Source organism: Bifidobacterium cuniculi (genome assembly GCF_000741575.1).
Lineage (GTDB): Bacteria > Actinomycetota > Actinomycetes > Actinomycetales > Bifidobacteriaceae > Bifidobacterium > Bifidobacterium cuniculi.
Window position 1 is genome coordinate 1 of the sequence record NZ_JGYV01000018.1, and the last position, 25,132, is coordinate 25,132.

General features: G+C 60.8%; 29 protein-coding genes and 4 pseudogenes. 9 read left to right on the forward strand and 24 right to left on the reverse strand.

From position 1 onward, the window contains the following. On the forward strand, nt 1-303 hold a 303-nt coding region (locus BCUN_RS08745; protein WP_034258446.1), incomplete at its 5' end, for an IS3 family transposase. A gap of 133 nt (nt 304-436) precedes the next feature. Here the strand turns inward: BCUN_RS08745 and BCUN_RS12815 are convergent. The 6 genes and pseudogenes from BCUN_RS12815 to BCUN_RS11965 all read right to left on the reverse strand — a co-directional run bounded on the left by BCUN_RS12815 (nt 437) and on the right by BCUN_RS11965 (nt 3,044). Beyond that, nucleotides 437-1,244, reverse strand: a pseudogene (locus BCUN_RS12815) (aldo/keto reductase). Between the two features lie 198 nt (nt 1,245-1,442). Continuing rightward, complete coding sequence (locus BCUN_RS08755; RefSeq protein ID WP_033515262.1) at nt 1,443-1,697, reverse strand: hypothetical protein; 255 nt, start codon at nt 1,695-1,697, stop codon at nt 1,443-1,445. A 9-nt stretch (nt 1,698-1,706) separates the two neighbouring features. Further along, nucleotides 1,707-1,937, reverse strand: a pseudogene (locus tag BCUN_RS12995) (DUF4417 domain-containing protein); the annotation flags it as partial. 12 nt (nt 1,938-1,949) lie between these two features. After that, on the reverse strand, nt 1,950-2,183 hold the full coding sequence (locus tag BCUN_RS08760) for a hypothetical protein (protein ID WP_033515261.1): 234 nt from the start codon (nt 2,181-2,183) through the stop codon (nt 1,950-1,952). Beyond that, nucleotides 2,180-2,560, reverse strand: coding sequence for a hypothetical protein (locus BCUN_RS08765; protein WP_033515260.1), 381 nt, complete (start codon nt 2,558-2,560; stop codon nt 2,180-2,182). Before BCUN_RS08765 ends, BCUN_RS08760 begins: the two co-directional genes overlap by 4 nt. After that, nucleotides 2,508-3,044 (reverse strand): EndoU domain-containing protein, encoded by a 537-nt coding sequence (locus tag BCUN_RS11965; RefSeq protein ID WP_081895646.1) that lies wholly within the window; start codon nt 3,042-3,044, stop codon nt 2,508-2,510. The genes BCUN_RS08765 and BCUN_RS11965 overlap by 53 nt, the downstream gene beginning before the upstream one ends. Before the next feature lie 318 nt (nt 3,045-3,362). Here BCUN_RS11965 and BCUN_RS08770 point away from each other — a divergent pair, with 318 nt between their 5' ends. Continuing rightward, nucleotides 3,363-3,677, forward strand: coding sequence for a DMT family transporter (locus BCUN_RS08770; RefSeq protein WP_033515259.1), 315 nt, complete (start codon nt 3,363-3,365; stop codon nt 3,675-3,677). A gap of 164 nt (nt 3,678-3,841) precedes the next feature. On the opposite strand, the gene BCUN_RS08775 is transcribed toward BCUN_RS08770, so the two are convergent. The 3 genes from BCUN_RS08775 to BCUN_RS08780 form a co-directional block, all read right to left on the reverse strand. Beyond that, nucleotides 3,842-4,324 carry a hypothetical protein gene (locus tag BCUN_RS08775; RefSeq protein ID WP_152598031.1) on the reverse strand — a complete coding sequence of 161 codons (483 nt, stop codon included), beginning with the start codon at nt 4,322-4,324 and terminating at the stop codon, nt 3,842-3,844. 68 nt (nt 4,325-4,392) lie between these two features. Then, nucleotides 4,393-5,016, reverse strand: a complete 624-nt coding sequence (locus BCUN_RS12420; RefSeq protein WP_152598030.1) for a hypothetical protein — start codon at nt 5,014-5,016, stop codon at nt 4,393-4,395. 277 nt (nt 5,017-5,293) lie between these two features. Further along, a complete protein-coding gene (locus tag BCUN_RS08780; protein WP_033515257.1) occupies nt 5,294-5,542 on the reverse strand; it encodes a helix-turn-helix domain-containing protein in 249 nt (82 codons plus the stop codon). Nucleotides 5,543-5,651: 109 nt separating this feature from the next. Here BCUN_RS08780 and BCUN_RS08785 point away from each other — a divergent pair, with 109 nt between their 5' ends. The 5 genes from BCUN_RS08785 (at nt 5,652) to BCUN_RS08805 (ending at nt 12,717) form a co-directional block, all read left to right on the forward strand. Continuing rightward, nucleotides 5,652-8,141, forward strand: a complete 2,490-nt coding sequence (locus BCUN_RS08785; protein WP_033515255.1) for a glycoside hydrolase domain-containing protein — start codon at nt 5,652-5,654, stop codon at nt 8,139-8,141. Nucleotides 8,142-8,650: 509 nt separating this feature from the next. Beyond that, nucleotides 8,651-9,319, forward strand: a complete 669-nt coding sequence (locus BCUN_RS08790) for a GH25 family lysozyme (RefSeq protein WP_051920981.1) — start codon at nt 8,651-8,653, stop codon at nt 9,317-9,319. A gap of 222 nt (nt 9,320-9,541) precedes the next feature. Then, nucleotides 9,542-9,700, forward strand: coding sequence for a hypothetical protein (locus BCUN_RS12425; protein WP_156100148.1), 159 nt, complete (start codon nt 9,542-9,544; stop codon nt 9,698-9,700). Between the two features lie 473 nt (nt 9,701-10,173). Next, nucleotides 10,174-11,370: an MFS transporter gene (locus BCUN_RS08800; RefSeq protein WP_051920982.1), complete on the forward strand. Its 1,197-nt coding sequence runs from the start codon at nt 10,174-10,176 to the stop codon at nt 11,368-11,370. A gap of 69 nt (nt 11,371-11,439) precedes the next feature. Beyond that, a complete protein-coding gene (locus BCUN_RS08805) occupies nt 11,440-12,717 on the forward strand; it encodes a WD40/YVTN/BNR-like repeat-containing protein (protein ID WP_238552362.1) in 1,278 nt (425 codons plus the stop codon). Between the two features lie 160 nt (nt 12,718-12,877). Here the strand turns inward: BCUN_RS08805 and BCUN_RS08810 are convergent, their stop codons facing one another. The 10 genes and pseudogenes from BCUN_RS08810 to BCUN_RS08855 all read right to left on the reverse strand — a co-directional run bounded on the left by BCUN_RS08810 (nt 12,878) and on the right by BCUN_RS08855 (nt 20,565). After that, nucleotides 12,878-13,354: a TMEM175 family protein gene (locus BCUN_RS08810; RefSeq protein ID WP_274518384.1), complete on the reverse strand. Its 477-nt coding sequence runs from the start codon at nt 13,352-13,354 to the stop codon at nt 12,878-12,880. A gap of 101 nt (nt 13,355-13,455) precedes the next feature. Beyond that, the gene (locus tag BCUN_RS08815; protein WP_033515252.1) at nt 13,456-13,767 is read right to left on the reverse strand and encodes an MGMT family protein; all 312 of its coding nucleotides are present in this window, start codon (nt 13,765-13,767) and stop codon (nt 13,456-13,458) included. A 327-nt stretch (nt 13,768-14,094) separates the two neighbouring features. Then, nucleotides 14,095-14,574, reverse strand: coding sequence for a methylated-DNA--[protein]-cysteine S-methyltransferase (locus tag BCUN_RS08820; protein ID WP_033515250.1), 480 nt, complete (start codon nt 14,572-14,574; stop codon nt 14,095-14,097). Nucleotides 14,575-14,726: 152 nt separating this feature from the next. Continuing rightward, nucleotides 14,727-15,275, reverse strand: a complete 549-nt coding sequence (locus tag BCUN_RS11600) for a cyclophilin-like fold protein (protein ID WP_051920984.1) — start codon at nt 15,273-15,275, stop codon at nt 14,727-14,729. 56 nt (nt 15,276-15,331) lie between these two features. Then, the gene (locus BCUN_RS08830; RefSeq protein WP_033515248.1) at nt 15,332-16,063 is read right to left on the reverse strand and encodes a carboxymuconolactone decarboxylase family protein; all 732 of its coding nucleotides are present in this window, start codon (nt 16,061-16,063) and stop codon (nt 15,332-15,334) included. Further along, on the reverse strand, nt 16,060-17,034 hold the full coding sequence (locus BCUN_RS08835; protein WP_051920985.1) for an amidohydrolase family protein: 975 nt from the start codon (nt 17,032-17,034) through the stop codon (nt 16,060-16,062). The genes BCUN_RS08830 and BCUN_RS08835 overlap by 4 nt, the downstream gene beginning before the upstream one ends. A gap of 128 nt (nt 17,035-17,162) precedes the next feature. Continuing rightward, entirely contained in the window at nt 17,163-18,110 is a 948-nt protein-coding gene (locus BCUN_RS08840) for an aldo/keto reductase (protein ID WP_033515246.1), read from the reverse strand. Nucleotides 18,111-18,292: 182 nt separating this feature from the next. Beyond that, nucleotides 18,293-18,757, reverse strand: coding sequence for a cupin domain-containing protein (locus tag BCUN_RS08845; protein WP_051920986.1), 465 nt, complete (start codon nt 18,755-18,757; stop codon nt 18,293-18,295). Between the two features lie 343 nt (nt 18,758-19,100). Then, nucleotides 19,101-19,613 (reverse strand): annotated as a pseudogene (locus BCUN_RS13000) (LbetaH domain-containing protein); the annotation flags it as partial. Beyond that, the gene (locus tag BCUN_RS08855; protein WP_202961097.1) at nt 19,576-20,565 is read right to left on the reverse strand and encodes an alpha/beta hydrolase; all 990 of its coding nucleotides are present in this window, start codon (nt 20,563-20,565) and stop codon (nt 19,576-19,578) included. The pseudogene BCUN_RS13000 and the gene BCUN_RS08855, both read right to left, overlap by 38 nt. 146 nt (nt 20,566-20,711) lie before the next feature. On the opposite strand from BCUN_RS08855, the gene BCUN_RS08860 reads away from it, so the two are divergent. Continuing rightward, nucleotides 20,712-21,578, forward strand: a complete 867-nt coding sequence (locus BCUN_RS08860) for a LysR family transcriptional regulator (RefSeq protein WP_033515240.1) — start codon at nt 20,712-20,714, stop codon at nt 21,576-21,578. Between the two features lie 509 nt (nt 21,579-22,087). Here BCUN_RS08860 and BCUN_RS08865 read toward each other — a convergent pair. Next, nucleotides 22,088-22,549 (reverse strand): annotated as a pseudogene (locus tag BCUN_RS08865) (MFS transporter); the annotation flags it as partial. Between the two features lie 14 nt (nt 22,550-22,563). Between BCUN_RS08865 and BCUN_RS08870 the strand changes: the two are divergent. Beyond that, on the forward strand, nt 22,564-23,748 hold the full coding sequence (locus BCUN_RS08870; RefSeq protein ID WP_274518385.1) for an MFS transporter: 1,185 nt from the start codon (nt 22,564-22,566) through the stop codon (nt 23,746-23,748). 211 nt (nt 23,749-23,959) lie between these two features. Here BCUN_RS08870 and BCUN_RS08875 read toward each other — a convergent pair whose 3' ends face one another. From BCUN_RS08875 to BCUN_RS12940, 4 genes are all read right to left on the reverse strand, one after another. Further along, entirely contained in the window at nt 23,960-24,343 is a 384-nt protein-coding gene (locus tag BCUN_RS08875) for a hypothetical protein (RefSeq protein WP_033515234.1), read from the reverse strand. A 149-nt stretch (nt 24,344-24,492) separates the two neighbouring features. Beyond that, entirely contained in the window at nt 24,493-24,648 is a 156-nt protein-coding gene (locus BCUN_RS12430) for a hypothetical protein (RefSeq protein ID WP_156100149.1), read from the reverse strand. Between the two features lie 102 nt (nt 24,649-24,750). Beyond that, the gene (locus BCUN_RS12935; RefSeq protein ID WP_338010503.1) at nt 24,751-24,927 is read right to left on the reverse strand and encodes a hypothetical protein; all 177 of its coding nucleotides are present in this window, start codon (nt 24,925-24,927) and stop codon (nt 24,751-24,753) included. Beyond that, complete coding sequence (locus BCUN_RS12940; RefSeq protein WP_239646276.1) at nt 24,861-25,097, reverse strand: KR domain-containing protein; 237 nt, start codon at nt 25,095-25,097, stop codon at nt 24,861-24,863. Before BCUN_RS12940 ends, BCUN_RS12935 begins: the two co-directional genes overlap by 67 nt. Between the last annotated feature and the right edge of the window lie 35 nt (nt 25,098-25,132).

The window sequence follows — 25,132 nt, forward strand, 5'->3', positions numbered from 1 at the left end:
TTGCTGCACAGTGACCAGGGCTGGCAGTACCAGCAGCCCGCCTGGGCGCGGGCGTGCGCGCGCATGGGCATCGTGCGCAGCATGTCACGCAAGGGCAACTGCTTGGACAACGCCGCGACCGAGCAGGTGTTCGGTCATCTCAAGGACGAGTTCTTCCGGGGTCGTCAATGGGCTGACTATGAGTCGTTCAAGCGTGACCTGGAGGGCTACATCCGTTACTGGAACTCGACACGCTGCCAGGCAGCGGTCGGGGGCATGAGCCCCGACCGCTATGAGCAGGCGTTACTGGCCCTGGCCGGGTAGGGCCGGGGCATGGTAGACTGAGCACCCACACCATGAGGGTGGGTGACACTCATTAACCCCGTCCAGAAAACGGGGGACAGTTCATTTTCCGTGATATTTCTCAAACATCTACGGACATAGCACGCCCTGCCGCTCACTGCTGCTGGTCGAAGTCGGGGGTTGCGGCGATGAACGCCGGCGCCTCTTCGGGGATCCGGTAGTACGGCGTGCCCTTGTCGGGGCCGTCGATGGCGGCCATCTCGTCGTCGGTCAGCTCGAAGTCGAAGATGTCGAGGTTCTGCGCCATGTGCTCGGGGTTGAGGGTCTTCGGGAAGGTGACGACGCCGTTCTGGAAGTCCCAGTGCAGGATGACCTGCGCCACGGTCTTGCCGCGGCGCTGCGCGATCTCGGTGAGCACCGGGTCGTTCGGCAGTGCGCGGTCGCCGTGGCCGAGCGGATACCAGGCCTCGAAGCGCACGCCCATCGGCTCCAGCCAGTCGCGCAGCTCATGCTGGTTCCAGTAGGGGTGGAGCTCGACCTGCAGCACCTGCGGGACGACCGTCGCCATGTCCAGCACTTCCTGGAACTTCTCACGGTTGAAGTTGGACAGGCCGATCGCGCACCTTGCCCGCCGCCTGCGCCTCCTCGAGCGCCTTCCATGCCTCCGTGTACTTGCCGTACGGCTGGTGCAGGAGCAGCAGGTCGACGTAGTCCATGTCCAGGCGGCGCAGCGTGGCGTCGATGGTGCGCTTGCAGTCCTCGTAGCCGTAGTCGCGCGGCCACAGCTTGCTGGTGATGAAGAACTCCGAGCGGTCGATGCTGCTGTCCTTGACGACTTTGCCGACGGCGACTTCGTTGAAGTACGCGTTCGCGGTGTCGATGTGACGCAGGCCGGCGCCGATGGCTTCCGGCAGGTGCTCCTCGACTTCCTGGCTGGTCATCTGGAAGACGCCGTAGCCCATCGCGGGGATCTCGACGCCGTTGGAGAGGGTGAACTGTCCATGAATGATGCTCCTTCAATGTGGTTCATCGTGCAGTTGCCATCCGCTGTAGGCAGGACGACGACTGCTGTACAGTGCCGGAGCCGGCATCGAGGTTGCGTTGTGTGCATAGTAACGCTGTGCTGCTTGTTGTATTTCTATACTGTCGTGGGCGGGCGGCTAGGATGCTTCGGTCCACAGGGTTCCTTGCTTGTAGGGGTTGTGGTGATTAGGATACAGCGGAATGCTGTGTTTTGCATTGGCTGGTTTCCGTCCTTCCTTGGACAGGCGGGTCCAGCAGTCGTATTGAGTGAATTCAGCAAGGTCGCGATAATCGTCGAAGATGTCGTCTGGCATGCTGCCATTGACGCCGATGCGTGCGGGATGAAGCTGATTGAAGAATGCCTGAAGCCCCTGCCGGAATATCTCGCTCATAGGTGCTCCCTAGGCTCCCACCGTGTTGATGAAGTACGTTGAGTCCGCAGGCAGCCCGTGGAAGCAGAAGTCGAAGGTATCCGGTCCTCCCCATTGGACCGTGGGAATGACAGTGATGTTCTGCCGCTGAAGGTAATGGTCCACGGCGCGGTTCTTGTAGATATTGGCGCCGACGGGTATTCTTCGGGCATTGATGTACGTGGAGAAGTTGGGGCCGATGACGCCGGCGAAGGCGGAAAGCTCATTGAGATATCAGTCGGGATTGTGGGCAATGGAACTGAACTGCAAGTCCCCTTCGAAAAAGTCGACGAACATGGCGGAGGGGTCGGCAATTTCCCTTCGTTTGCTGAATGGCACGATTGATGCAGGCATTGGTGCACAATCCGGATAGGGGCGGATGCGTGCGAAATCATGGTCGAAGGCGGCGCCCTCCACCAAAGCCGGGCCGAATCCGTCGTCGTATTTGCTGAACGTCTTTCGATTCACTGATGCTCCTTACGGCTCATGCTCTCGTGTTCCCACTCGTTGATGAGTCGATCATCGCCGAAGTCTTCGATGGCCCAGTTGAGGTTTTTGGTCAACAGGTACTTGCCATCAGCTTCGGGGTGGCGATTGATGGCGTCTTGGATGGCGATCATCAGGGTGATGCTCTGGGTGCGGGTGATGAGCTGGTCGAAGACCTCGCTGATCCACGTAATATCGTCTCCGTCACAGTCCGTGTTAAGAAACTGGATGGTATCGTGGATGTTCTTGAGCAAGAATTTCGCCATGACTTTCCACTGGTCTTCCACTTCCCAGTAGCATTCGTCATCAATTGATGCGCGCTTGGCAGTAATCTGTTTCCACTGTTGGATATCGAACATGGTGTTCTCCTTGAATCCATTGCTTTAGTTGGTGCGTATCGGGGAATATGGAGACGACGATACCTTTGCGGCGTTTCACGCCGATGCGAACGCCCCTCCATGTGCCCCACATGGTGGCGCCGTCAGGCACATATCTGTTTTTCTTCAGTTGCATGACATGTTCGGCCGCGCGTACCATGTCGCGCGTCGTCCACGTGGAGGGGAACCAAGCATGGCCTGTTTCACGTTTTCGGCTGTAGTTGGTCTTTTCGATGCTGCCGACGCGCACACCGTTGGGGTATGTTTTACTGATGTGGTGTTGAATGCCGTAGCGTTGGAGCAGATCCAGGCTACTTTGGCCATGGCCGCCGCTTCTTAATCGCTGTGCCTTACCGGTTCTGGGATTGTGCGTGAAGTTGCCGTCAAAGGCGTGAATGATTGCCTCATGATGGATGATGGTGCTGCCGCCTGAGGTGTAGTATGCGCCGCTTTCGCCACTGCCCATATGAAGATCTCCTTGTTTTGTATTGTTAGGACACGGCTTAGATTATCTAAGATTGTTTTGCAAATTATTTTTGTTCTTTCAATGCCATCTTCCTATAGTTACGGTAAATTGAGATACATGGTGATAAATGTGTTAAAAAACGATAAATCCGCTTAAAACGGAAAACGCATAAGGCAAGAGGCGGAGATAGGGCATATTGCTCAAATGTGCCATGCTATCCTTGCTGGCGGTGTCTCGGGAAGCGGGTCGCCCCTGACGACGGTCAAGTACCAGGAACGCGCAAAGACTTGCCATAGCTGATTGTAGAGGAGGCAAGTCATGGCTTGGCTTGTGTTGGTGTTGTCCGGGATGTGTGAAGCGGTGTGGGCGATTGCGCTTGACAAGGCGGAGGGGTTCACGAAGCTGGTTCCCTCGATCGTGTTCGTGGTGGGTATGATCGCCAGTATGGGTGGCTTATCCTATGCCCTGCGCTCTCTGCCCGTGGGCACTGCCTATGCGGTGTGGGTGGGCATCGGGGCTGCGCTCACCGTGATCTATGGCATGGTTACCGGTGCCGAATCGGTCTCCATGGTCAAGGTGGTGTGCCTGGTCGGCCTCATCGCCTGCATTATCGGCCTTAAGTTGGCGCACTGAGCTTGATGCTCGGTAACACATTTTTGGGCCGGGAAAAATTGTGTAGGGCTCTGGTCCGCACAAATGCAGATTGTGCGGGCCAGAGCCCTACACAATTTCAGTCGGCCCAAAAATGTGTCAGTGGACGGCCGTCAATCTGCCTGAGGGGGTTTGGTCTGTGGTCACTACGGGCGGACCATGGTTACGGTCTGGGGGATGCCGTCGATCTCGGCCTCAAAGGTCAGCGTGTGCGCCTCGGCGTCGTAGAAGAAGTCCTTGGTGGCGTCCTGGCAGGCCATCGGGCCTTGTCTGGTCTGTGCGACGTCGGCCTGGCTCGTCCAGGACCAGTCGCCGTCTTCCCGCGGACGGTCATAGGTGCCTTTCCAGTACAGGGCCTCACCGTCAGGGGAGACCCAGTTGACGGTGACATTGCTCAGACCGAAACTCACGTACGCTTCCAGATGTGTGGTCGATGGATCGTAGTCGACGGGTACCCAGTTGCCGCTGGCGCCGGTCGGGTACAGGTATGGGTCGTCATCCACTTCGGGAGTGATGTCCGGGTGGATGGTGGCCAAAGGTTCCGGCGGTGCATCGGTCTGGAGTCGGGTGGGGGAGGGAAGGGCAGCCGGTGGCAGTGCCCCGCAGGCTGCCGTCCCCATGCCCATCATGCATATGCCTAGTATTGCTGCCAACTTATGCAACTTATGCAGGTGCTTATTCACTGTGGGGCGGCCTCCTAGCTCAGTCTTACTGCTGTATATACGCGTAGGGAGGGGAATGTGTGGCAATAGGCACTGTCCATGTCGGCTGTGTTGTTGGGATAGGGGCCGCGTGTGGGGCTCCATGAATAGTTATCGGTATCCCATAGTGTTTGTTGCAAAATGGCGCCGCGAGTGTTTCCTGGGCAGAGCAGGCTTACACCTGCAGAGCCATATTGCCCCATTGGCGTAGCTTGAGAATAGGTGTCGGTTCCTGCCCAGCAGGTGTAGTAATAGCTGTTTCCTAACCGGCCAGGCGCCAGAGTGGACACCACTCGGTAGTTGCTACTGGTGCAAACCGACTTTGCCACGGACTTCGTGCTGACGCCTTGCGTTGTAGAGGCGGCCACATAGGCAGGATTCTGCCAAGTGGGTATTGTTTGCATGTCATCAACGCGTACGGCCGACGCGTCGCTTTGAAGGAGATCGTTCATATTGACGACGATTCCTTCCTCCACCTTGTGAACGCCTGAAAGCGAAGAATCGAGTTGTGCTGCGTTCGCCGCATTTACGCCCATGCCAACTGAACCGATAGTGCCGAGAATGCACAAAAGCCATGCAGTCATGCGCTGCGATGCCTTGTGAGGGATGTGGATGCTCATAAGATCGCGCCCCCCCCCCCAAAAAAAGTCAGTTCTCCATCAATGAAGAAATCCAATTAATATGACAACCAGCTGGATGTTGACAGTTTAACTCGAACGGGAAAATGACACGCTGAGCCAGTAGAGTTTTTCTGCAATCGTAAAGATAGCAATCAATGTTCGAACAGATGTTTGAGCCGGTGTATACTGGCAGCAGTTTTCGAACAACAGTTCGAATATGGTACTAAGGGGTGGCTGATTGCCGACGATGACCGAGATTGCCGTTGCGGCCGATGCGCTAGGGGTTCCGGCGAGCCTGCTGTTCCGCGTCGTCTATGATTTTCGACGGGCTGATGTTCAGGAAGTCGCACAGGTCTGCGAAAGCGACCATGGGGATGGGGCGTTCACCCGTGAGGTAACGGCTCACTGATACGCGGTGCACGCCGATCGCTTCGCCGATTTGTTCGTCGCTGACCTTGCGGCGTGCCTTCTGAGCCCGCAGTTCTGAGGCCAGCGCCTGAGTGAATCGTTCTCCGTATTCTGCCATGTCTCTCAGTGTATCCATATGGATAACTTGAAACTATAAATTGACAAGATGAAACCATATGGTTACAGTAAAGTTTGTCAGGTCATGCAAATACGGAAAGGAAAAGACCATGGCGAACAATATCGATGAGTGGCTGCTGAAGACGCAGCAATGGCTCAATCGGACATATGGCAATGATTCTCGCTTCGATGAGGTTCCGGAAGATGGCGTAAGCCGTGCGGCGACGGTATATGGCTTGCTTCATGCGCTCCAGATCGAGTTGGGTGTCCAGCAGCCGGCGGATGCGTTTGGGCCGAGCACGCAGTCGCGCTTTGCCGCACGTTGGCCCGCTGGCATCAAGCAGCAATCGGATGGTGCGCAGGAAACCTCGAATGTGTATGCAATCATTCAGGGGACGCTATGGTGCAAGGGATATGCCGCGTATGAGTCTGATGACATTACGCAGCATTTCTATGGCCCGACCGGTTCTGCAATTCGTGAGCTCAAGGCGGATATGGGCATCGGCGGTGATTCGACGGTGACCATGGATATCATGATGGCGTTGCTGTCGATGCAGCAGTTCAAACTCATGTTGGCTTACGGTGGCAAGTCAGTTATCCGTCAGGCGCAACAGCAGATCAATCTGACCTACCGTGACTACACCGGATTGGTTCCAACGGACGGCCTGTACGGTCGTGAGATGAATACGGCACTCATCCAGGTCCTGCAGGCACTGGAAGGATTCACGCCTGACGAAGCAACCGGCAATTTCGGCAATGGTACGCGCTCGCGACTCAAGACGATCATGCCTTCCAATGCAGGGCAATACTCTGCGTGGGTATGGTTGGCCACGGTCGCTCTTGTGTGCAACGGCCAAATGGACATGTTCTATGACGAGTGGAATTCTCAGGTCAGTGAAGCCGTGATGGCATTCCAGAACGCGTATGCCCTGCCTATGAGCGAAAGCGTAGATGCATACACTTGGATGAGTCTGTTGACTTCATGCGGCAACCCAAACCGTCCGGCGGTGGCTTGTGATACCCGATTTGAGATCACTGACGAATTTGCCAATCAGCTCAAGGCGGATGGATATTGGGTCGTAGGGCGCTATCTAACTGAGCCTGGTCAGGAGGACCTCGAACCGGAAGACTATTTCAAGGCCATTCGTCCTGGAGAGCTTGAACGTATCGTTCAGCATGGTTTGCAGTACTTCCCGATTTTTCAGGAGTACTCTACCAAACTTGCATATTTCACGGCTGAGAACGGTGCTCGTCATGCGCATGAGGCAGTTGCTGCGGCACGCCGTCTTGGCATTCCAAAGACGGTAATTTACTTCGCCGTGGATTATGATGCCACCGATCCTGAAGTGACGTCTTCCATTATCCCGTATTTCCGGGCAATCTCTGAAAACGTTATCGGTGGATACCAAGTTGGAATCTACGCGTCGCGCAACATCTGCACGCGTGTATGCGAGGCCGGTTACGCGGTTTCGAGCTTTGTGTCCGATATGTCCACAGGATTTTCCGGTAATCTCGGGTTCCCTATTCCGGATAACTGGAACTACGATCAGTTCACCGAGATTTCCGGATACCATGACAAGTGGGATCTTGATCGTGTCGCCTATTCTAAGACGCTTCCTGCAGTCAACTCAGTGTCTACTGAACAAAAGACTCCGCTATTCGGTGCAGTCGTTGACATGGGGACGGACTATGCGAACATGAACGTCGTCTCACTGATCTGGCATCTGGAGAAACGCTTTGATGAACTTCGGGCAGAAGGTAAGGTCGGTCAGGATGTCATTGCTGCGGGAACCCCGGCACAAGTCACATATAAGTATGTCCCCACGTACCGCGCAATACTCAATTACCTAGCCAAAGCGTATTTGCTTGGTGGGGGAAGCCTAGGTGTGGCACAGTGGGCCGTCGCGGCCGAAAACTATCGCACCGCTGATAACAACACTTTGGAGAAAGATCCTCAAGCGAAGCAAATCATCGATCAACTTGATGTATATGTAGGTGATAGCCGGAAGAATTTCTCTGACATCAGCGGAGGTCAAGTGGATCTGGCCCATCTGGCAGCTACCTGTTTGGGATATTTCAACGGAACAACCATTCCATCATGCTGGACAGGCTGGGCCGGTGACTTGGCGACTGGTGCCAAGAATGTAGGTCAAATCTGTCAGAAGAACGATTCTGCTGACGCTGATGTCGTTGCGAGAGCCCTCATTGGGGCCAAGGACAACTGGTATGCAATCAAGCCTCTTGCAGACATGGACCTAAGCGGAGCGGCCAATGAATGCAACTTCTCCGATATGTGTTCAGATGGTGACGCGATTCGTTTGGTCGAGATTCTCAAGGGTGCAACGGAGAGTACCCACGTGCTGTCCGATACCATGCTTGCCTACTACAACAATCGTAGCGAGCTTGCCAACCGGTTCAAGCAGATGGCATGGAGTGTGGGTGCTGTCACTCAATCGACGGCTGGACAGGCGTTCTTTGATGCCCTCAAAGCAAATTGGCCACTTCTCGCAATGCTTTACCCTGCTTTGTCGATTCGCTTCGATTATGCAGATAAGTATGTTCTTCCTGCATGTCAGGCGTTGTCGGAGTTCATTTTTTGAATTTCTTCCATATAATCCGTCCCATACGTGTGATGGCGCCACTGGCCAGAAATGCAAGTGGAGGCATGACGAGGAGGATTGTGTAGGGATCCCAGATGACAAAGAAAGTGTCCCAAGTTCTTATGCGTAGTAGGAAGGGTAGAGCGCAGCCGCATGCTATTGCGAGTAATCGCAGCAGGAAGGCTGGGCTCCGTAAAGGTGAATTCCATGCGAAATAAATCCCTTGGGATAAAGATACGCATGGTGCTAAAAAGATACAAGGAATCCATATGAATAGATAAATAAATTTTCCAATGTCATTGTCGAAAAGAATTGCGAAACCGGATATCTCCATCAGGAAATACAGCAGGAAAAGCATGGCGCAGGAGTGAGCGAGACGGGTCGTATGCCTATCTTGCGATTGCTGATGTGTCATCCTCATCCCCTCTCTATTTAGTCGGCCAGGGAACTACTGGCATATGTGGTCCAGCATACCAAGTCAACAATCAATCATTAATCGTGGATTGCCGATGAGATACGGCAACCACGGAAAGGAGCAAATCATTCACGGACTCGACATCAGCAATTGGAAACCGGATTTCAATCCAGATCTGGTGCCGTTCGATTTCCTCATGGTACAGACGACATGGGGAGCGGGCGAGTTTACCGGCAACGGCATCGTGCAAGGCGTGTGGACTGGAGCGGATGCAAAAATCCAACGTTGCATCGCGCTTGGCAAGCCATTCGGCTATGTACACTACATCCGAGGGGTCGGTGCCGAGTCGGAGGCACGGTTCTTTGCGCGCCATACGTCAGGTTACCTGCACCGTGGTCTGCCTTGTGTGGATTGGGAATCTGCCGATAACGCCGCTTGGGGCAATGTCAACTACCTCGATCGGTTCCTGGCCGAATACATCGCAATCACCAAGGTCAAGCCACTCGTCTACGTGCAACAGTCGGCCATGGGCGCCTTGGCGGGAATCTCCAGGAAACGTGACTGCGGCCTATGGGTCGCGCAGTATGCAGATGATTCTGCCACCGGTTACCAAAGCCATCCATGGAACGAAAATGCATACGCATGTGCAATGCGCCAATACAGTTCACATGGGAGATTGCCTGGTTATGCGGGAGATCTTGACTTGGACCTGTTCTACGGTGACCGCACTGCTTGGGACAAATATGTGAAATGCGGTGCTTGACCCATACGATATGAAGTCGCTCGCCGCCGAAAGAAGAAGAGAAAAGGAAAGGAGGATTGCTTGGTCAATGGCCATTCGCAATCAGGCTCACATGACGAGTCCAATGACGAAATCCAGTCCAATGAAACCGTAGGGCATGAAGATTCGGAAACGCTTGACATCGAGGCGGACTTCGTTCCCACTTTCAGTCCCCGCACGCGCACCATCGTGTATGTTGCATGCATGGTAATGGGCATTGTCTCGTACGTGCTCACGGTGACGACCTCCGCCATCGATGCTCCCGTATGGCTTACGGTGGCCTGTGCCACCTGCACTGCCGTCCCCGGTTATATCGCCGCCGCCTTCGGCGTACATTACGACGGAATCAGCATCCGCAAGTGAACACTGCGGAGCGCGTCATGTACTTTCCTGCATGTTGCTTGATGACGAGGCGGGATGTATACCCGTGATGCGAGCGGTGGCGATCGGTGATTCTTGGCGCATGCCCATCATGTCCTCCTTAAGTCAGTCGGATTCCGCCGTTTCGCAAGTCAGCCGCGCTATGCCCCATCTGGTATCGGCAAGGCGCCGGTCCTGCCTGCGATATGCCTGTTCCTGTGCCATGCCGCCCCCTCTTCCCGTGAATCCGTCGGATGCCCGCCTTGCCAAGAAAAATCCCGGTTCCATTATCCACCATCGCATGGCATGTCTGCAGCGACTCCACCTGCATCATGGTGCCCGAAACCAGCACGCCACGCACGCCCACGGCGTATCCCACCCCCACTATGCTGGTGAGCGTTCACACAGGCAGCGACAAGAGCGGCAACGGCGGCGCGGGACGTGCACGCCTGCCCGGGAAGCGAGGAGACGACATAATGACCACTGGGCAGGTGCAACAAACGCGCGGCGGCAGCCACAGGCTGGGACTGCTCGCCCTGGCATGCGGCGCATTCGTATTGGGTGCCGCGGAATTCGTCATGATGGGCATCCTGCCCCAGGCCGCTGCCACCATGCACGTGAGCATCCCCTTCGCCGGCAACTTCATCTCCGCCTACGCCATCGGCGTGTGCGTCGGCACGCTCATCCTCGTCTTCGGCCGCAAGATACCGCCGCGCACGCTCATCGTCCTCTTCATGGCGATCGCGCTCGCCGGCAACGCGCTCAGCGCTCTCGCGGTGAACGCGCCCATGCTCATCGTCGCGCGCTTCATCGCCGGCCTGCCGCATGGCGCGTTCTTCGGCACGGCGACGCTCATCGCGAAGCTGCTCGCCGAGCCGGGCAAGGAGGCGCGCGCCGTCTCCGTGATGGTCACCGGGCAGACCGTCGCCAACATGCTCGGCGTGCCCGCGGGCACGCTGCTCGCCGAGCATCTCTCCTGGCGACTTGCCTTCGCGCTCCTCGCCGCCTGCGCCGCGCTGACCGCACTCGTCGCGCGCGCCTGGATTCCCTTCATCCAGCCGGTGCACGACGCCGGCCTGCGCGGCCAGTTCCGCTTCCTGCGCAAGCCGGGGCCGTGGATGGTGCTCATCGCCGTGTTCCTGGGCAACACGGGCATCTTCTGCTGGTGGAGCTACGTCAGCCCGTGGCTGCAGCAGGTCGGCGGCTGGCCGTCGAACATGGTGTCCGCGCTCATGATGCTTGCCGGATTCGGCATGGTCGTCGGCGGCGTGCTCGGCGGCCGCCTGACCGACCGCTGGCACGCCGGCGCCACCGCTGCCGTCGGGCAGCTGGTGGCCGGCATCGGTCTGCTCGCCGTCTTCCTGGTGCCGGGGTCGCGCGTGAGTACGGCGATCCTGACCTTCGTGATCGCCTTCGGGCTGTTCTTCATCTCCGCGCCGCAGCAGTTGCTCATGACCGAGGCCGGCAAGGGCGGCGGCGAGCTCATCGGCGGCGCGACCGTGCAGATCGCCTTCAATTTCGGCAACGCCGTCGGTTCGGCGGTCGGCGGCGCGGTGCTCAGCGCCACCGGCATGGACTACCATGACCCCGCGCTGGGCGGCGTGCCGTTCGCGGCCTGTGCGGTGCTGCTGCTGGCGTGGTTCTCGGCGAAGTACGAGCGCGGCGTGAAGTAGACTGGGGGCATGGGGAGCAAACACGATGACCGGTTCCGGCGTGCGCGCGTGGTCAGTACGGTCTGCGCGGTGGTCGCCTGCCTGTTGTCCGGCGTCGGCGCGCGGCTGGTGACATGGTGGCATGACTACAAGGTGCCGTCGATGGCGGGGCAGGTCGTCGCGCGCGTGTCTGAGGACTCCTTGGCGAGTGACGACGTGGCGCAGTGGTATGGCCGGTGGATGGGCAAGTTGCGAGAGATCGGCGTCGCGCCGCAGTACCAGCTGAGTTCCGTGCAGGTGCGCGATGTGCGGCGGCTGGCGGACGTCGGGGACGACAGTCGGCATGTCTACGTGCAGCTGGACGCGACGGTGCATGCGCGGTTCCCGTGGTGGGAACGGATCACCGAGCTGCACGGATGCCAGGTGTACGACACAGGATCGGGCATCGACGAATCATGCGTGTTCAAGCTTGAGCCGCAGGAGGGCGGCTACCGCATCGTGCGGGTGATGGAACCGATTGCTTACCAACGAGCGGCTGATCCGGAGCAGTTCGAGAAGAGCGAACCGGATCCCACGGCCCCGGTGCTGGATGGCGAGAACGGGTACCGGATTACTTCGGAAACGCTGGAAGTGACGTATGACGGCGGCACGACGTGGCGCAAGGTGCCCGACGGGGTGACGCGCATCGTGGGGGATGTCAATGCGAACACCGAACTGTGGCTGGATCCGGCGAGCTACGTGATCACGCCGGATTTCACTGCTTTCGTCGGATATGATGACGCGGGCCATCAGGTGCAACTGGTGTACTCATGGGATGCGGGGTCGACGTGGCTGACATCGACATTGGGGAAGGGCATGCGGGCGGCTTCGTATGTCTCCGTGGCCGGCGACCGCATCGGGGTGGCGTATGGGTACGATGCCGCCCTCGGGTCGGTCGGGTATGCGATGGTCGCGTCCTCGCTGGCTGATTTGCGCGCGGATGGTGCTGCATTGGCATGGCAGGATGTTCCGATGTACATGCAGTATCCCTCCAACCTGACGATGATGGGCTGGACGGACGATGCCACGGTGTTCGTCGGGCAGGCCGGGTCACTGCATGTCTCGTCCGATGGCGGGGCGACATGGCGGAAGGCGGTGTTGCCCAAGGAGCCGGGGCTTGCGGACAGGCTGGGGTTTGATCCCTTCGATGTGCCGGTGCGTGTATGGGTCCAGGATGGCACGACCTATCTTGCGATCGGGCAGGGTGATGACGCGGACTATGCGCCGGACGGCACGATCGTGGAAGCGTTGTTCTCCTATGATGCCGCCTCGGACGCCTTCGCTTTCGTCAGGGAGCAGGCCGCGCCGGTGGCGGTGTCGGCAGGGTGACGTGCAGCCAGCAGATCCGGTACGACGGTTCGGCACGGTGACCAAGGGGATGGAGACATACCGTGGCTTCACGCTCGACAACGTGCTCTACCCACCCTCCGACGGTGACATCCATTTCAGCATAAAACTGCCCGGGATCCTGAAGTGATGGGCTGGTTGTTCACTGCCGGTGGGCCGTTGCCAGCGGGCCTTTCCTGAGGTATGGGCCGACGCTGATGATGAGGGCGGCCACGATGATGGAGATCATCATGGCGGGTGGGTAGATGAAAGCCAAGGCAAGGCCGATGCACTTGACGGCCAGGTCCGCTGACAGGAATGCCTGCTGCTCGTGAATCTGTGCAGTGAGCGTCGTGTCATCGGGATTGGCGGAGGCCAGGCTGTGTGACAGGAACATGTTGGCGATGGTGACGAGCAGGACGATGACGCCGTAGAAGACCTGGGCGGTCGTCTCGTTGAAGTGGCTTTCCACGAAGCTGGTGCTGTACGGGAACCAGGAGGAGAAGAAGAGCATGGCAAGGGCCCAGCGCACGGTAGCCATGCTGATCTTGTGTACATCGTGCCACATGTTGTGCTGGTGGGCCCACATGGTGCCGAGCCAGGCGAAGGACAGGGTGTAGGCGAAGTATTCGCGGCGCAGATCTCAGATGGCCGCCCAGCTGGCGGATTCCGGCTGGGGCAGTCCTCGATTATCGCATGAAGGGTGTGCGTGGGTTTTCCGCGCCGAATGTGACAAGATGCCTATCGGCCATCCCAGAGGGTGTCTGCGAGGTCGACATGGGTGTCGTCCTTCATGGGCACGCCTTCACGTTCCAAGAGGAAACGTTGCTCGGGCCAGTTCGGGGCGAGTCGACCCTCGTGGTTGACCACGCGATGACAGGGATAGTCGCCGTAGTCTTCGGCATGGGCGAGGACACGGCCCACCAGCCTCGCATTGCGGGGGTGCCCGATCAAACGGGCGATGGTGCCGTACGTGGTGACCATCCCCTCCGGGATCTCCTCGACCACGGAGAGGATCTCATAGGCCAAGTCGTTGCTGAGGTTGCGTGCCATGGCGCCTCATGGTAGGGCGTCCGGACGACGCTGATTTTTGCAGGAGCGGCCGCCATGTTGGATTGGTTGATCGGCTTGCAGTCATGAGGCGGGAGAAGTGTCTGTGTTGTACGGCATTGCCTCTTCGGGGTTCGTGCGTTGTATGAACGCTGCCGCCGGGACTCGTGGACCTATTTCCTTCGACTGCGTACTCCTATAGGTCATTTGTAGTCCCCTATAGTCACTAATAGTTGCTTATAGTTTCCTGTGCCAGTTCTATCGGTCGGCCTGCGCCTCCGGCTTGCTTGGTTGTATAAGCCGGAGGCGGCAGAGATGCCTGCTGCCGGCTCAGCCAAGCTGGGACTGCATCTCCATCTGCAGGAGCGCCCGCTTCATCTCCACGCCGTAGGCATAGCCGACCATGGCGCCGCCGGAGCCCACCACGCGGTGGCAGGGCACCAGGATGGGCAGGGGGTTTCGGTTGTTGGCGGAGCCTATGGCGCGCACGGCTTTTGGACGCCCCACGGCCTGCGCGACCTGCGCATAGGTGCGCGTCTTGCCATAGGGGATCTCGCGCAGCGCCTGCCAGACGGTGCGCTGGAATGGCGTGCCGGAAGTGAAGGCGATCGGCACGGTGAACTGGCGCAGCGTACCGGCGAAATAGCGCTGCAGTTGGTCGAAGGTGTCGTCGGTCAGTGCCGTCGGCTCGCCGGCGCCGTCCTGCTCGTAGTCGGACTGTGTCACGATATGCAGCCTGACGATGGCGTCGTCGAGCCAGTCGAGGCGCAGCGGTCCGTATTGGCTGGTGTAGGTGGCGAATCCTTGCATGGCTCCTCCTCGTCGTCGAGTCCGCGCCGCCGTCGGGCGCGGAATATGGCAACGAGTATAGGGGAAAGACGCGGGGAAGGGGAGGGGAAACGCCGCAGTTCCCTGCGCTTTGCGCAACATTCGCACAATTCTGCCTGCGGATGCCCGTTATGTCAGTTTCCTGCGGTGAAGCCCATGGTGACGGTGCCGTTGCCCACTGCCTCGGCAAGGCCGGAAGTGTCGGTGATTGTGCCGATGCGTGTGTACCGGTAGCCCGGGTTGGCATGGTCCTCGTAGAAGACGACGATGCAGTCATCCTGGTAGAGCATGACATCGCCGGCCTTGATGGTGTCCGGCGTCGTGGGGTCGGACGGAAGCGTCTGTTCGAAGCGATGGTACTTCTCGTTGCCGTTGAGCTCGGTCATCGCCAGGTCGTCGAGCGGCAACATGGTGGCGAAGGCATGGGCCGTGGCGTTGTCGGCGAGCGCCACCGTGAACTGCCTGCCGTCCACGGTGAGCGTCACGGTGTCGTCGGCCGCTTGTGCCGCGTCGCCGTCCGTTGCCGACGGTGTCGGTGACGTCGAGGTAGCGCCCGGCTGGGTGGAGGATGCGGTTGCGGGAGAGCTGTCCGCGCTGTCGCATGCACTTGCGGCTGCGGCCATGGCGACGATTCCGATGGCCGCGATGCCCCGCATGGCGCGCTTCCGGAGGGATTGGATCATGATGGACCTTCTTGGGAATGGATTGCTGAAAAGTGAGATAGGCCTTCGAGAAATCTCTACCTCTCCTCCTGTGCGGCAGCGAAGGCCTTCTCGGCCTCGCCGACCACGCGGATCGCGTTAAGGCTGCGCGGGTAGCCGATGTACGGCACACACTGCGCCACGACCTTGCGCAGGAACCCGGCGGTGTTGCCCAGGTTCATGTTGCCCATGGCGTGTGCGGTGAGCTGCGGTTCGCAGCTGCCCTGCGCGCTCAGGAAGCAGAAGGTGATCAGCTCACGCTGCCGGTCGGTCAGGCCCGTGCGGGTGTAGTAGTCGCCGAAGCAGTTGTCGGCCAGCCAGCGCTCGATGGAACCCTTCTTCCAGTTCTCGCGCATCTGCTCTCCGAAATAGGCGGCCTGTATGGCGGCGCCGCGCTCGAGGCGGTCCTCCATGGTCGTCGTGGCTTGGTCGGGCAGCGGCAGTTGCACGCCGCGCGCTTCCAGCACGTCGTTGGTGAGGGTCAGGAACGGGCGGACGCGGCCGATGCCCAGGTAATCCACGGCCTGGTAGACGACTTCCTTGACCTGCACGGGTGTCAGGCCCGCGTCGAGGGCACGTTCGAGTTCCACGTGAAACTCCTCCTGGCCCTGGCAGCCGAGCAGGGTGGCCAGGATGGCCAGGTGGCGGGACTCCTCGTCGATCTTCGTGGCTTCGTCCTGGGGTACTTCGACTTGCGCGAAGTGCGTCATGCGCTCCATGAAGCCGGGGTCGGTGCGGGTGAGGTCCTCGTCGGTGGTAAAGCGTGTCATAGTGTCTCCTTGGTGTTGGTGTTGGCCTGATCTTGGATTTCCGGGAAGATGGCCAGCGCGTTCTCCCGGAATACTGCAGTGGCGAGCCCGTCGTCGAAGCGTTGGTCCATGGCAGCGGCGAAGCTGCGGCACAGTGCAGGTGGGGTGAAGGGGGCGTCGGAGCCGTAGAGGATGTGGCTGTCGTCGGTCACCTGGCGCACGAGGTCGAATTGCTTGGGCATGGATACGCCTGCGAGGTCGTAGTAGAGGCCCGCGAGGTCGCCCATGACGTCGAGCTCGCCGGCAGGGAAGGCCTGCGACAGCACGGCGAGCCTGTCCGACAGCACGGGCAGCACCGCACCGGCATGCGGCACGACGAAACGGATGTTGGGGTGCTTCCGGAAGGTTCCCGCCACGATCATCGAAACGATGGCCCGGGTGGTGTCGAAGAAGTACTCCATGAAGGCGTCGGGAAGCGCGGTTGCGGGGGAGTCCGGCACGCGGGCGGGGCGTGTGGGATGCAGTACGACCGTGCAGGGTTGCCTGTCGAGTTCCTCCATGACCGGCTCGAGTTCCGGGCTTCCCAAGTAGACGCCGCACGACTGAGTCAGCATGGCGAAACTGCGGATGCCGAGCTTCTCGCGGCAGTACCGGATCTCCGCGATGGCCCCCTCAGCATCCGGCACGGGCAGCGTGCCTGCCACCACGAATCGCCCGGGGTGGCGCCTTGCCAGTCCTGCACCATACTCGTTGCTGTCGCGGGCCACCTCGATGGCTTCGGCGTCATCCCCTTGGTTGACCGCGGGGGATGACGGCGAAAGTACGGCGACCTCGATGTCCATGTCGTCCATGAAGGCCAGCTGCCGTTCCTCGCTCCACGCGGGCCGTGGCGCTCCGTCGATGCGCTCGCCCATCCCATGGCGTTCCAGCATCTTGCCGTAGACGGGTGGGAAATAATGTGCATGGACGTCGATCTTGGTTGTTGTGGCCATAAGCCCCTCCTGTGCTGCTGCCGTGCATGCCGCTCGCGGCCAGCGTATGACGACGGCTCCCCTTGGTGTCTCCGTTCTGCCCGGGGCCGAAGGGAAGCCGTCGACGTGGCGAATCCGGAACTGGGTGCCTAGGCCATCGGGTTCTCCCAGGAACCGCGGGTGTCGACATGCGCTTCCTGGGCGGCTTCCTCGATCGCGGCCATTTCCCCATCTGTGAGCTTGACCTGGGCCGCGGCGGCCGCATCCGCGACCTGCGCGAGCTTGGTCACGCCGATGATGGGCGTCGTGCCCTTGGAAATCGCCCATGCAAGCGGAATCTGGGCCACGTGCACGCCATGCGCCTCGGCGATGGGCCTCATGGAGGCGACCACCTGGTCGATCCGGGGCATGAGGGGGTTGTAGGTCTCGCCGCGCTGGCTGCCTGCCGGCAGTGGGTTGGCGGTGGAATACTTGCCGGAGAGGGTTCCCTGCTCGAGCACCATGTAGGCGAAGAATTCCACGCCGTGCTCGCGGCACCATTCCAGGATGCCGGCATCCTCGGAAGAGCGGTACAGCAGGCTGAAGTGGTTCTGGACGGCTGAAAGATGGACGCCCTGCGCGGAGAGAATCTCCTCGGCGCGCTTGATCTGTTCGAGGTTGTGGTTGGAGACGCCCACGCGGCGCACTTTCCCGCTTTTCACGAGTCCGACGAGTCCCGGCGTGAAGCGTTCCACGTCCGCCGGATTGTGGATCCAGTAGATGTCGATGTAATCCGTTCCAAGGCGTTTGAGGCTCGCCTCGCACATCTCGTCCACCGGGTCCGGAACGTCCGGGGAGATCTGCGGAGTGAACTTGGTGGACAGCACGAGGTCCTCTCGCGGATAGTCCGAGGCAAGCCTGCCCAGGATTTCCTCGGATGCGCCCATGCCGTAGACGGTGGCAGTGTCCCAGACATTGAGGCCGGCAGCCATGGCGGCGTCGAAGACGGGCTTGAGGTCGGCCTCGGTCAGTTGGTTGCCGAAGACTTGGTCGCCGCCTGCTGCGCCGGTGCCCCAGGACCAGGTGCCAAGTGCGATGGGAGAGATGTGCTTGGCCATGACGAAGGAATCCTTTGCGATGATTTGTTTGTATGTATGTGTATATGGGTGTGATTGCCCGCTTTGACGTTGGGAGATATCAGATTCCGGGGTTCCGGTGCATATGAATGGCGGAAAATGGCCATTCATATGCACCGGAATTCCCGATTTTGATATCTCCCAACCTCAAAGCCGCAAATCAGTTACTTGAGCTTGGCGACCTCGGCCTCGTCCACGGGCTCGAGCCATTCGTTGCTGATGTCCTCGCCGGGCACGGCCACGGCGATGTGCGAGAACCAGCTATCCGGCGCGGCGCCGTGCCAATGCTTGGTGTTGGCCGGGATGTTGACCACGGTGCCCGGGGTCATCTCAATGGGCTCCTGGCCCCAGATCTGGGCGTAGCCTCGGCCTCCGACGCAGATGAGGATCTGGCCGCCGTCCTTCGAGGCGTGGTGGATGTGCCAGTGGTTGATGCACCCCGGTTCGAAGGTCACGTTGGACATGGCCACCTGCTCGGTGGAGACGGGTGCCAGCCAGCTGCGGCCGGTGAAATACTGGGCGTAGGCGTCGTTCGGCGCGCCCACGGGGAACATAAGGGACTCTGCGTACTCGGCGGGGACGCCTTCGGGGACGTCCTGGACGATCTTGGTGTTGTCGGTTTCGGTCATCGGAAACCCTCCTTGCAATGAGAATGCATATGTGTTCACTACGACTGTGGCTCCCAGTGTGGCACTGGATGCCGCATACAACAAATGCATGAAAATACATAAATGCATACGAACCGCGCATGCATTCATGAACGCGTACGAACGCGTACGAACACGGGACTATCGCGTCGGGCTGGCCGCCTGGTATCAGGCGCCGGCCATCCCTTCGGTACCGCCCTCGATCGCCTTGATGAACCGCGCCGGCACCCCGGCCACCACGGTGCGCGGCGCCACGTCCTTGGTGACCACGGCCCCGGCGCCCACCGCCGCGTCGTCCCCCGATGGTCACGCCGGGCAGCACGGTGGCGTTCGAGCCGATCCACACGTTCCTGCCGATGCGCACTGGCTGTGGCAGGATGTCATGCCGCCGTGCCGGGTCGAGGGGATGGTTGAGCGTGGCGATCACCACGTTGTGGCCGATCTGCGCCCCGTCGCCGACGAAGATGCCGCCCTGGTCCTGGAATTTGCACCCGCTGTTGAGGAATACGTCCTTGCCGAAGTGGATGTTGCGGCCGAAATCCGCGTTGAAGGGCGGCGTGAGCCGTACGCTGCCGTCGACGGTGGTGCCGGTCAGCTCGGAGAGGAGCTCGCGCAGCTCGGCCGGCGTGTGCCAACCGGTGTTGATCGCGGCGCAGATGCGGCCCGCGTCGGCACCGGCGTCCGACATGCGTGCAAAGAGTCCGGACCCCATGACGAGGCGCTCGCCGGCGTCAAGGTGCGCGATGACGTCGGCGAGCGCCTCGCCGTCTTGGTTGTCTTGAGCCAAAACGGGTCCCGCCTTACTTGAGGTACTTCGTGAAGAAGCCGTCGATGGCATCGAAGGGGATGATGTCCACCTGGTCGTACAAGTCGGTGTGGTTGGCGCCGGGGATGATCATGAGTTCCTTGTTCGCCGGGTTGATGCCCTGCTCGAGCTTCTTGTAGGCGTCCTCGCTGAAGTAGCGCGAATGCGCCTTCTCGCCGTGGATGAGCAGCACCGGTGCCTCGATTTCGTCGATGTAGCTCAGCAGCGGCATGTTGATGAAGCTCAGCGTGGAGGTCGTGTTCCAGCCGTCGTTCGAGTTGAGCGAGCGCGCGTGATAGCCGCGCGGGGTCTTGTAGTACGCGTGGTAGTCCTTGACGAACTGCGGCGCGTCGTCCGGCAGCGGGTCGACGACGCCGCCGGCGCGCACGTAGTCGCCGGCCGCGTAGTCGGCGGTGCGCTGCGCGGCGAGCTGCGCGCGCAGCTTGTTGCGTGCGTCCGCGGAGTCGTCGGCGTCGAAGTAGTTGTTCGCGCTCACGCGGCTCATGTCGTACATCGTCGAGGCGACGGTCGCCTTGATGCGCGGGTCGTTGGCGGCGGCGTTGAGAGCCATGCCGCCCCAGCCGCAGATGCCGATGATGCCGATGTGCTCGGGGTCGACGTCCTCGCGGTTGCTCAGGTAGTCGACTGCCGCGGAGAAGTCCTCGGTGTTGATGTCCGGGGATGCGACGTAGCGCGGGGAACCGCCCGACTCGCCGGTAAAGGACGGGTCGAAGGCGATGGTGAGGAAGCCGCGCTCGGCCATCGCCTGCGCGTACAGGCCGCTCGACTGCTCCTTGACGGCGCCGAAGGGGCCGGAGACCGCGATGGCCGGCAGCTTCGTGCCGTCCGCGGTGCCCTTGGGCTTGTAGAGGTCGGCCGCCAGCTCGATGCCGTAGCGGTTGTGGAAGGTGACCTTGGAGTGCTCGACCTTGTCGCTCTGCGGGAAGACCTTGTCCCAGATGGGCGTCAGTTCCAGTTTCGCCATGTTGTTCCTTTCGTGATGATGTGTGCGTTGCACGGTGCCTGCCGCGCATCTGGACACCAGTATGCGCCCGTTCGCGATATGCTTCAAATAGATATTTTTCATGTATATTATTCAAAAAACGAATACCACAGGGAAGGAGCCTTGCGATGGAGATCCGGGCCCTGCGTGTCTTCCTCGCGATTTCTCGTGAAGGGAACATGACGCGTGCCGCCGACGAGTTGCATGTCTCGCAGCCGTCGCTGTCCAAGATGGTCAAGTCCCTTGAGGAGGAGCTCGGGACGAAGCTGTTCGTGCGCCGCAGTTTCGGGCTGACGCTCACTGCGGACGGCCGCCTGCTGCGTGAGCGCGCACAGGACCTCGTGGCCATGGCGGACCGCATCGAAGACGAGTTCGCGGACCTGGGCAGACTTGCGGGCGGCACCCTGCATTTCGGCCTGGCCGAATCGGTGCACATCGATGTGCTGGCCCGCGCCATCAGGCAGCTGCGCGAGGAAAGCCCGGGCCTGCGGTACCACGTGGACAGCGGCGTGAGCGCGCAGGTGCTCGGGCGGCTTGACGACGGCGCCATTGACTTCGCGGTCCTCGCCCACGAGCCCGACGGCGCGAAATACGAATCGTGGGCGTTCCCGGAACCCGACGTCTGGGGCGTGGTGATGCGCGACGACTCGCCGCTCGCCGGACGCGAACGCGTGCGGGTGCGTGACCTGGTCGGCTATCCGCTGTTCTGCTCCGCGCAGTCCTGGAAGCTCGACATACCGCGCTGGGCGGGCGGCTTGATGGGGGAGCTGCGGCTCGAGGCGACCTTCGGGCTGCCCTACAACGGTGCCGTCTTCGTGCGCGAAGGCCTGGGCGTGCTGCTTTCCTTCGCCGGCCTGGTCGACACTTCCGAAGGCAGCGGGTTGGCGTTCCGCCCGCTCGAGCCGCGGCTGGAGACCCGGCTGCACCTGGCGTGGCGGCGCAACCGTCCCCTGAGCCCGATTGCCGAGCGGTTCCGTGAACTGTGCTGTGGGTAGCTAGGGCGAACTCGCACTCACTGGTTGTCGTGTCTGCCCTTGTTGTCCAGGGCGATCAGACCAAAGGAACAGGCAGGAGCCATGCCCTTCAGGCACGCTACGTCCGCGCCTGCGCTGACACGCTGCCCGAACGTTGCCGACACGACTCGCTTGCGCATCCCCGTCAGCCCAGGCGCATGCAACCGAAGGTATGCCGGAAGCCGATGGATTTGTCTGGATCGTGGTGCAAATCCGTACGTATTCGCCGTGGAAAGGAGGCGGGGCGACGAATCCGTACGGGGTGCAGCCGGGTTCCGTAGGAATTCGCCGCGGGCGTCCCCGTTTTCGTGACATTGGGCGCCATGCATGAGAAAGCACAGGCGCCTACGATGCCGCACCCATGGTCGTATCTGTCTCCCCGGGTGCTGCCCTTCCCCGCTGCCTGATGCCACGCTTCTGCGGTACCGCTTGCGGCCGCGGCCACGAGGCGCAGAACCTCAATGACCCAACGACCATAGTGTAAATTCTCCCTATATCAACTCGCCTTCCCGGTCCACGACGAGGCGTGCGTAGAAGACGGAGACGGCGACCGCCACGCCCATGAGCACCAGTGACATGGCTGGCGCGCGGGTGACCTCGTTGAGCCCGTACATGAAGGTTGCCATGGTGACCAGGCTCATGATGACGCTGGGTATGTCGATCTTCCGGTCCCGCCTCCCATGCAGATCGTGGAGCAGGAAGAATCCCGTGACGAACAGCACGGCCGAGACGACGGCAGGAAGGAGGAACAGCGTCTGCAGACTCCGGTAGGTGATGATCAATCCCGACAGGGAGGGTGCGACGGCCAATCCGAAGCCGATGATGGCGCTGTTGACCGACAGCAGCATGCCGGCCTTGCCGTTGGGTGCAAGGGTCATGAGGGCGGATGTCACCACGGGGAATGACAGGCCTGTCGTGACTGCCTGGACGAGGCGGGTGACGAGGAGCATGGGGAAGTTCGCCGCGAATTCCTACGGAACCTGGCCCCGCCCCGTACCGATTCGTCGCGCCGAGCTTCCCGCTGCTGCTGGCCGCACGCGTGATCCAGGCGATCGGCACCGGCATGATCGTGCCGTTGGGCATGAACCTCACGCTCGTCGTCGCCCCCGAGGGCAAGATCGGCACCTACATGGGCGCCGTCTCCGCCATGACGACGCTCGGCCCCGCACTCGGCCCCATCGTGGCCGGCGTGGTGCTCCACTCCTTCTCCTGGCATGCACTGTTCGTGCTCTTCGCCATCCTGGTCGCCATCGGCCTGGTGCTCGCCGCCATCTTCACCTTCGCGCTGTCCCGGCTGGGCGAGTCGGCGCAGGCGTGGCGGATCATCGTGTTCTATCTGCTCGTCATCCTCGGCGTCGCGCTGACCATGGGTCCCACACAGACCTTCGCGCTGTCCCGGCTGGACCGTGACCTCTACCCGCACGGCGTCGCCATCGTCAGCACCGGCTTCCAGATTGCCGGCTGTCTGGGCTCGTCGCTGTTCATGGGTGTGCTCTCCCTGACCCAGGAAGGCGCCATGGCCGGCGGTGCCGCACCGGCCGCAGCCATGGCCTCCGGCTTCTCGGCGTCCTGCCTGCTCGCCACCGGCTTCGCCTGCGTCGGCTTCGTCATCGCGCGCAACGAGCGCAAGCCGTGTGCCGCGCAGGCGAACGCCGACGGCACCGTGCTCGACGCCGTCGAGCTGTTCGTCGGCTTCGTCTCCGACGGCGACGTCATGCGCGCGCTGTCCAAGCAGACGCCGCTGTTCCAGAGTGCGTGGTCCTTCATGGCGGAGCGCGACGACGGCCGGTTCGCCACCGTCGTGAACAAGGCGATGGACGCGCCGGTCATGCAGATCGCCACGCGCAACGTCATCGGCGTCGACGTGCACGACGACCTCGAGACGGTGTGCAAGATCCTCGCGGACAAGCACCTCAAGAAGGCGCCTGTCTTCGACGGCGGCAGGATGGTCGGCATGATCAACCGGTCGAACATCACGAGGAGGACTACGTGGGGCAGGGCGACTGACGGCTCCGGGCGGTTTTTGCGTGTGATTTTGTGCGCGGCGGGGTGTGCGCATAACTGCAGATTGCAGTTATGCGCACATAACTCGGCAGATAGATGCGCAACATGCAGGAGATGCAAAAGTATTTGCGCAGTTGTGCGCGCATAACTGCAATCTGCAGTTATGCGCAGGGCCGCCGGTACGGTGCTCACGCTGCCAGTCGTCTCGCGACCCAGTCGAGCAGGGGGCATCGGCTGCCTTGATCCCCATGGCCGTGATGGTCGCGTCCTCGTCGTGCAGCGGCACCAGCACCCGTTCGCCGATGAAACGGCGGCTTTCGGACGCGTCGGTCACGAATCGTGCGACAACGATATGTATTTCACAAATGCGCCATGCACAGCAGCGGCAGCGCGAACACCGTGCAGAAGGCACACAGCATCGTCACGACGGACACCGCCGGCCCGACGACCCCGCGCCAGCCGCCCACCTTGCCGGCATTGGCTGGGCGACGGCTGAGCACGAACGCGGCAATCCAGCAGGCCCAACCGATGATCGTGGCGACGACCAGCAGCGCCACCGCGCCGTTGCCTCCACGGGTAAGCCAGTCGTTGACGGCGGTATCCGCCGGGGAGTCGACCATGGTGAGCAGCACCGGCAGCGTGAACACGTAGCCGAGGATGACGAGCACGGCTTTCCAGAGACCCGTGTGCGTGCCCGGCTGCTTGGGGTTGCCGTACTGGTCCAGTCGTTCCCTGGTGGCCATGTGTTCCTCCCTCGATCTCGATGTCCATCCAACTTTAGGGGATGCGTCCTACCGTTGTTCTGCCGGTTTTGACCGGGGCATAACTCACAACTACCGAATATCGTCCGGGTGATTCCCTGCCGTCCACTATCCACGGTGTCCTGACCGGGTCAGAACGCACAACCGCGAGATGGCCCCGTGGTGGCGGAGACGTCGGTGCCGGCGGCGCCTTGCGGTCCGGAGCCGCAGGCGGCCACCCCGAGAACCATGGCCATGGAGGCCAGCAACGACAGCAGTCCCCGTATGCGGCGTGTGGGTGCACTCATGTGTTTTCCTTCCAGGAACGATGGTGATGAGGAAACGATCGATGGGATGGACGCGGTGGATGGGGCGGTTGCGGGCCTCGCAGCCGCGGGACTTTTCCGGGGTCAGTACATGCTGGCGACCTGCCTGACGATCACCCACTTGCCGTCCTGCCTCTCGAAATGGAATTCCATATCCATGTCCACTCCTTGGTGCTTGTTGAGGGGTGAGCGTGTTACGACCGATCCGTCCGTGAACCAGCCGGGACGGATGATCGTGTAGTCCAGGTCCGAGGACTCGATGACGTCGGCCGCCTCGCGGTACGGGCGGAGCGTCGGGTTGCTGCCCAGGTTGCCGCCGGCCCGGCGGAACGGGAGAACAGCGTCAGCCGGTCGTCGGTGTTCCTCAGCAAGGTTTCCGTCGTTGCCCGGCCGAGCGTTCCGGTTGCGCCAATGATCAGGATGTTCTTCATGGTGGTTGCCTCATTTTTCGTATGGCTTCGGATGG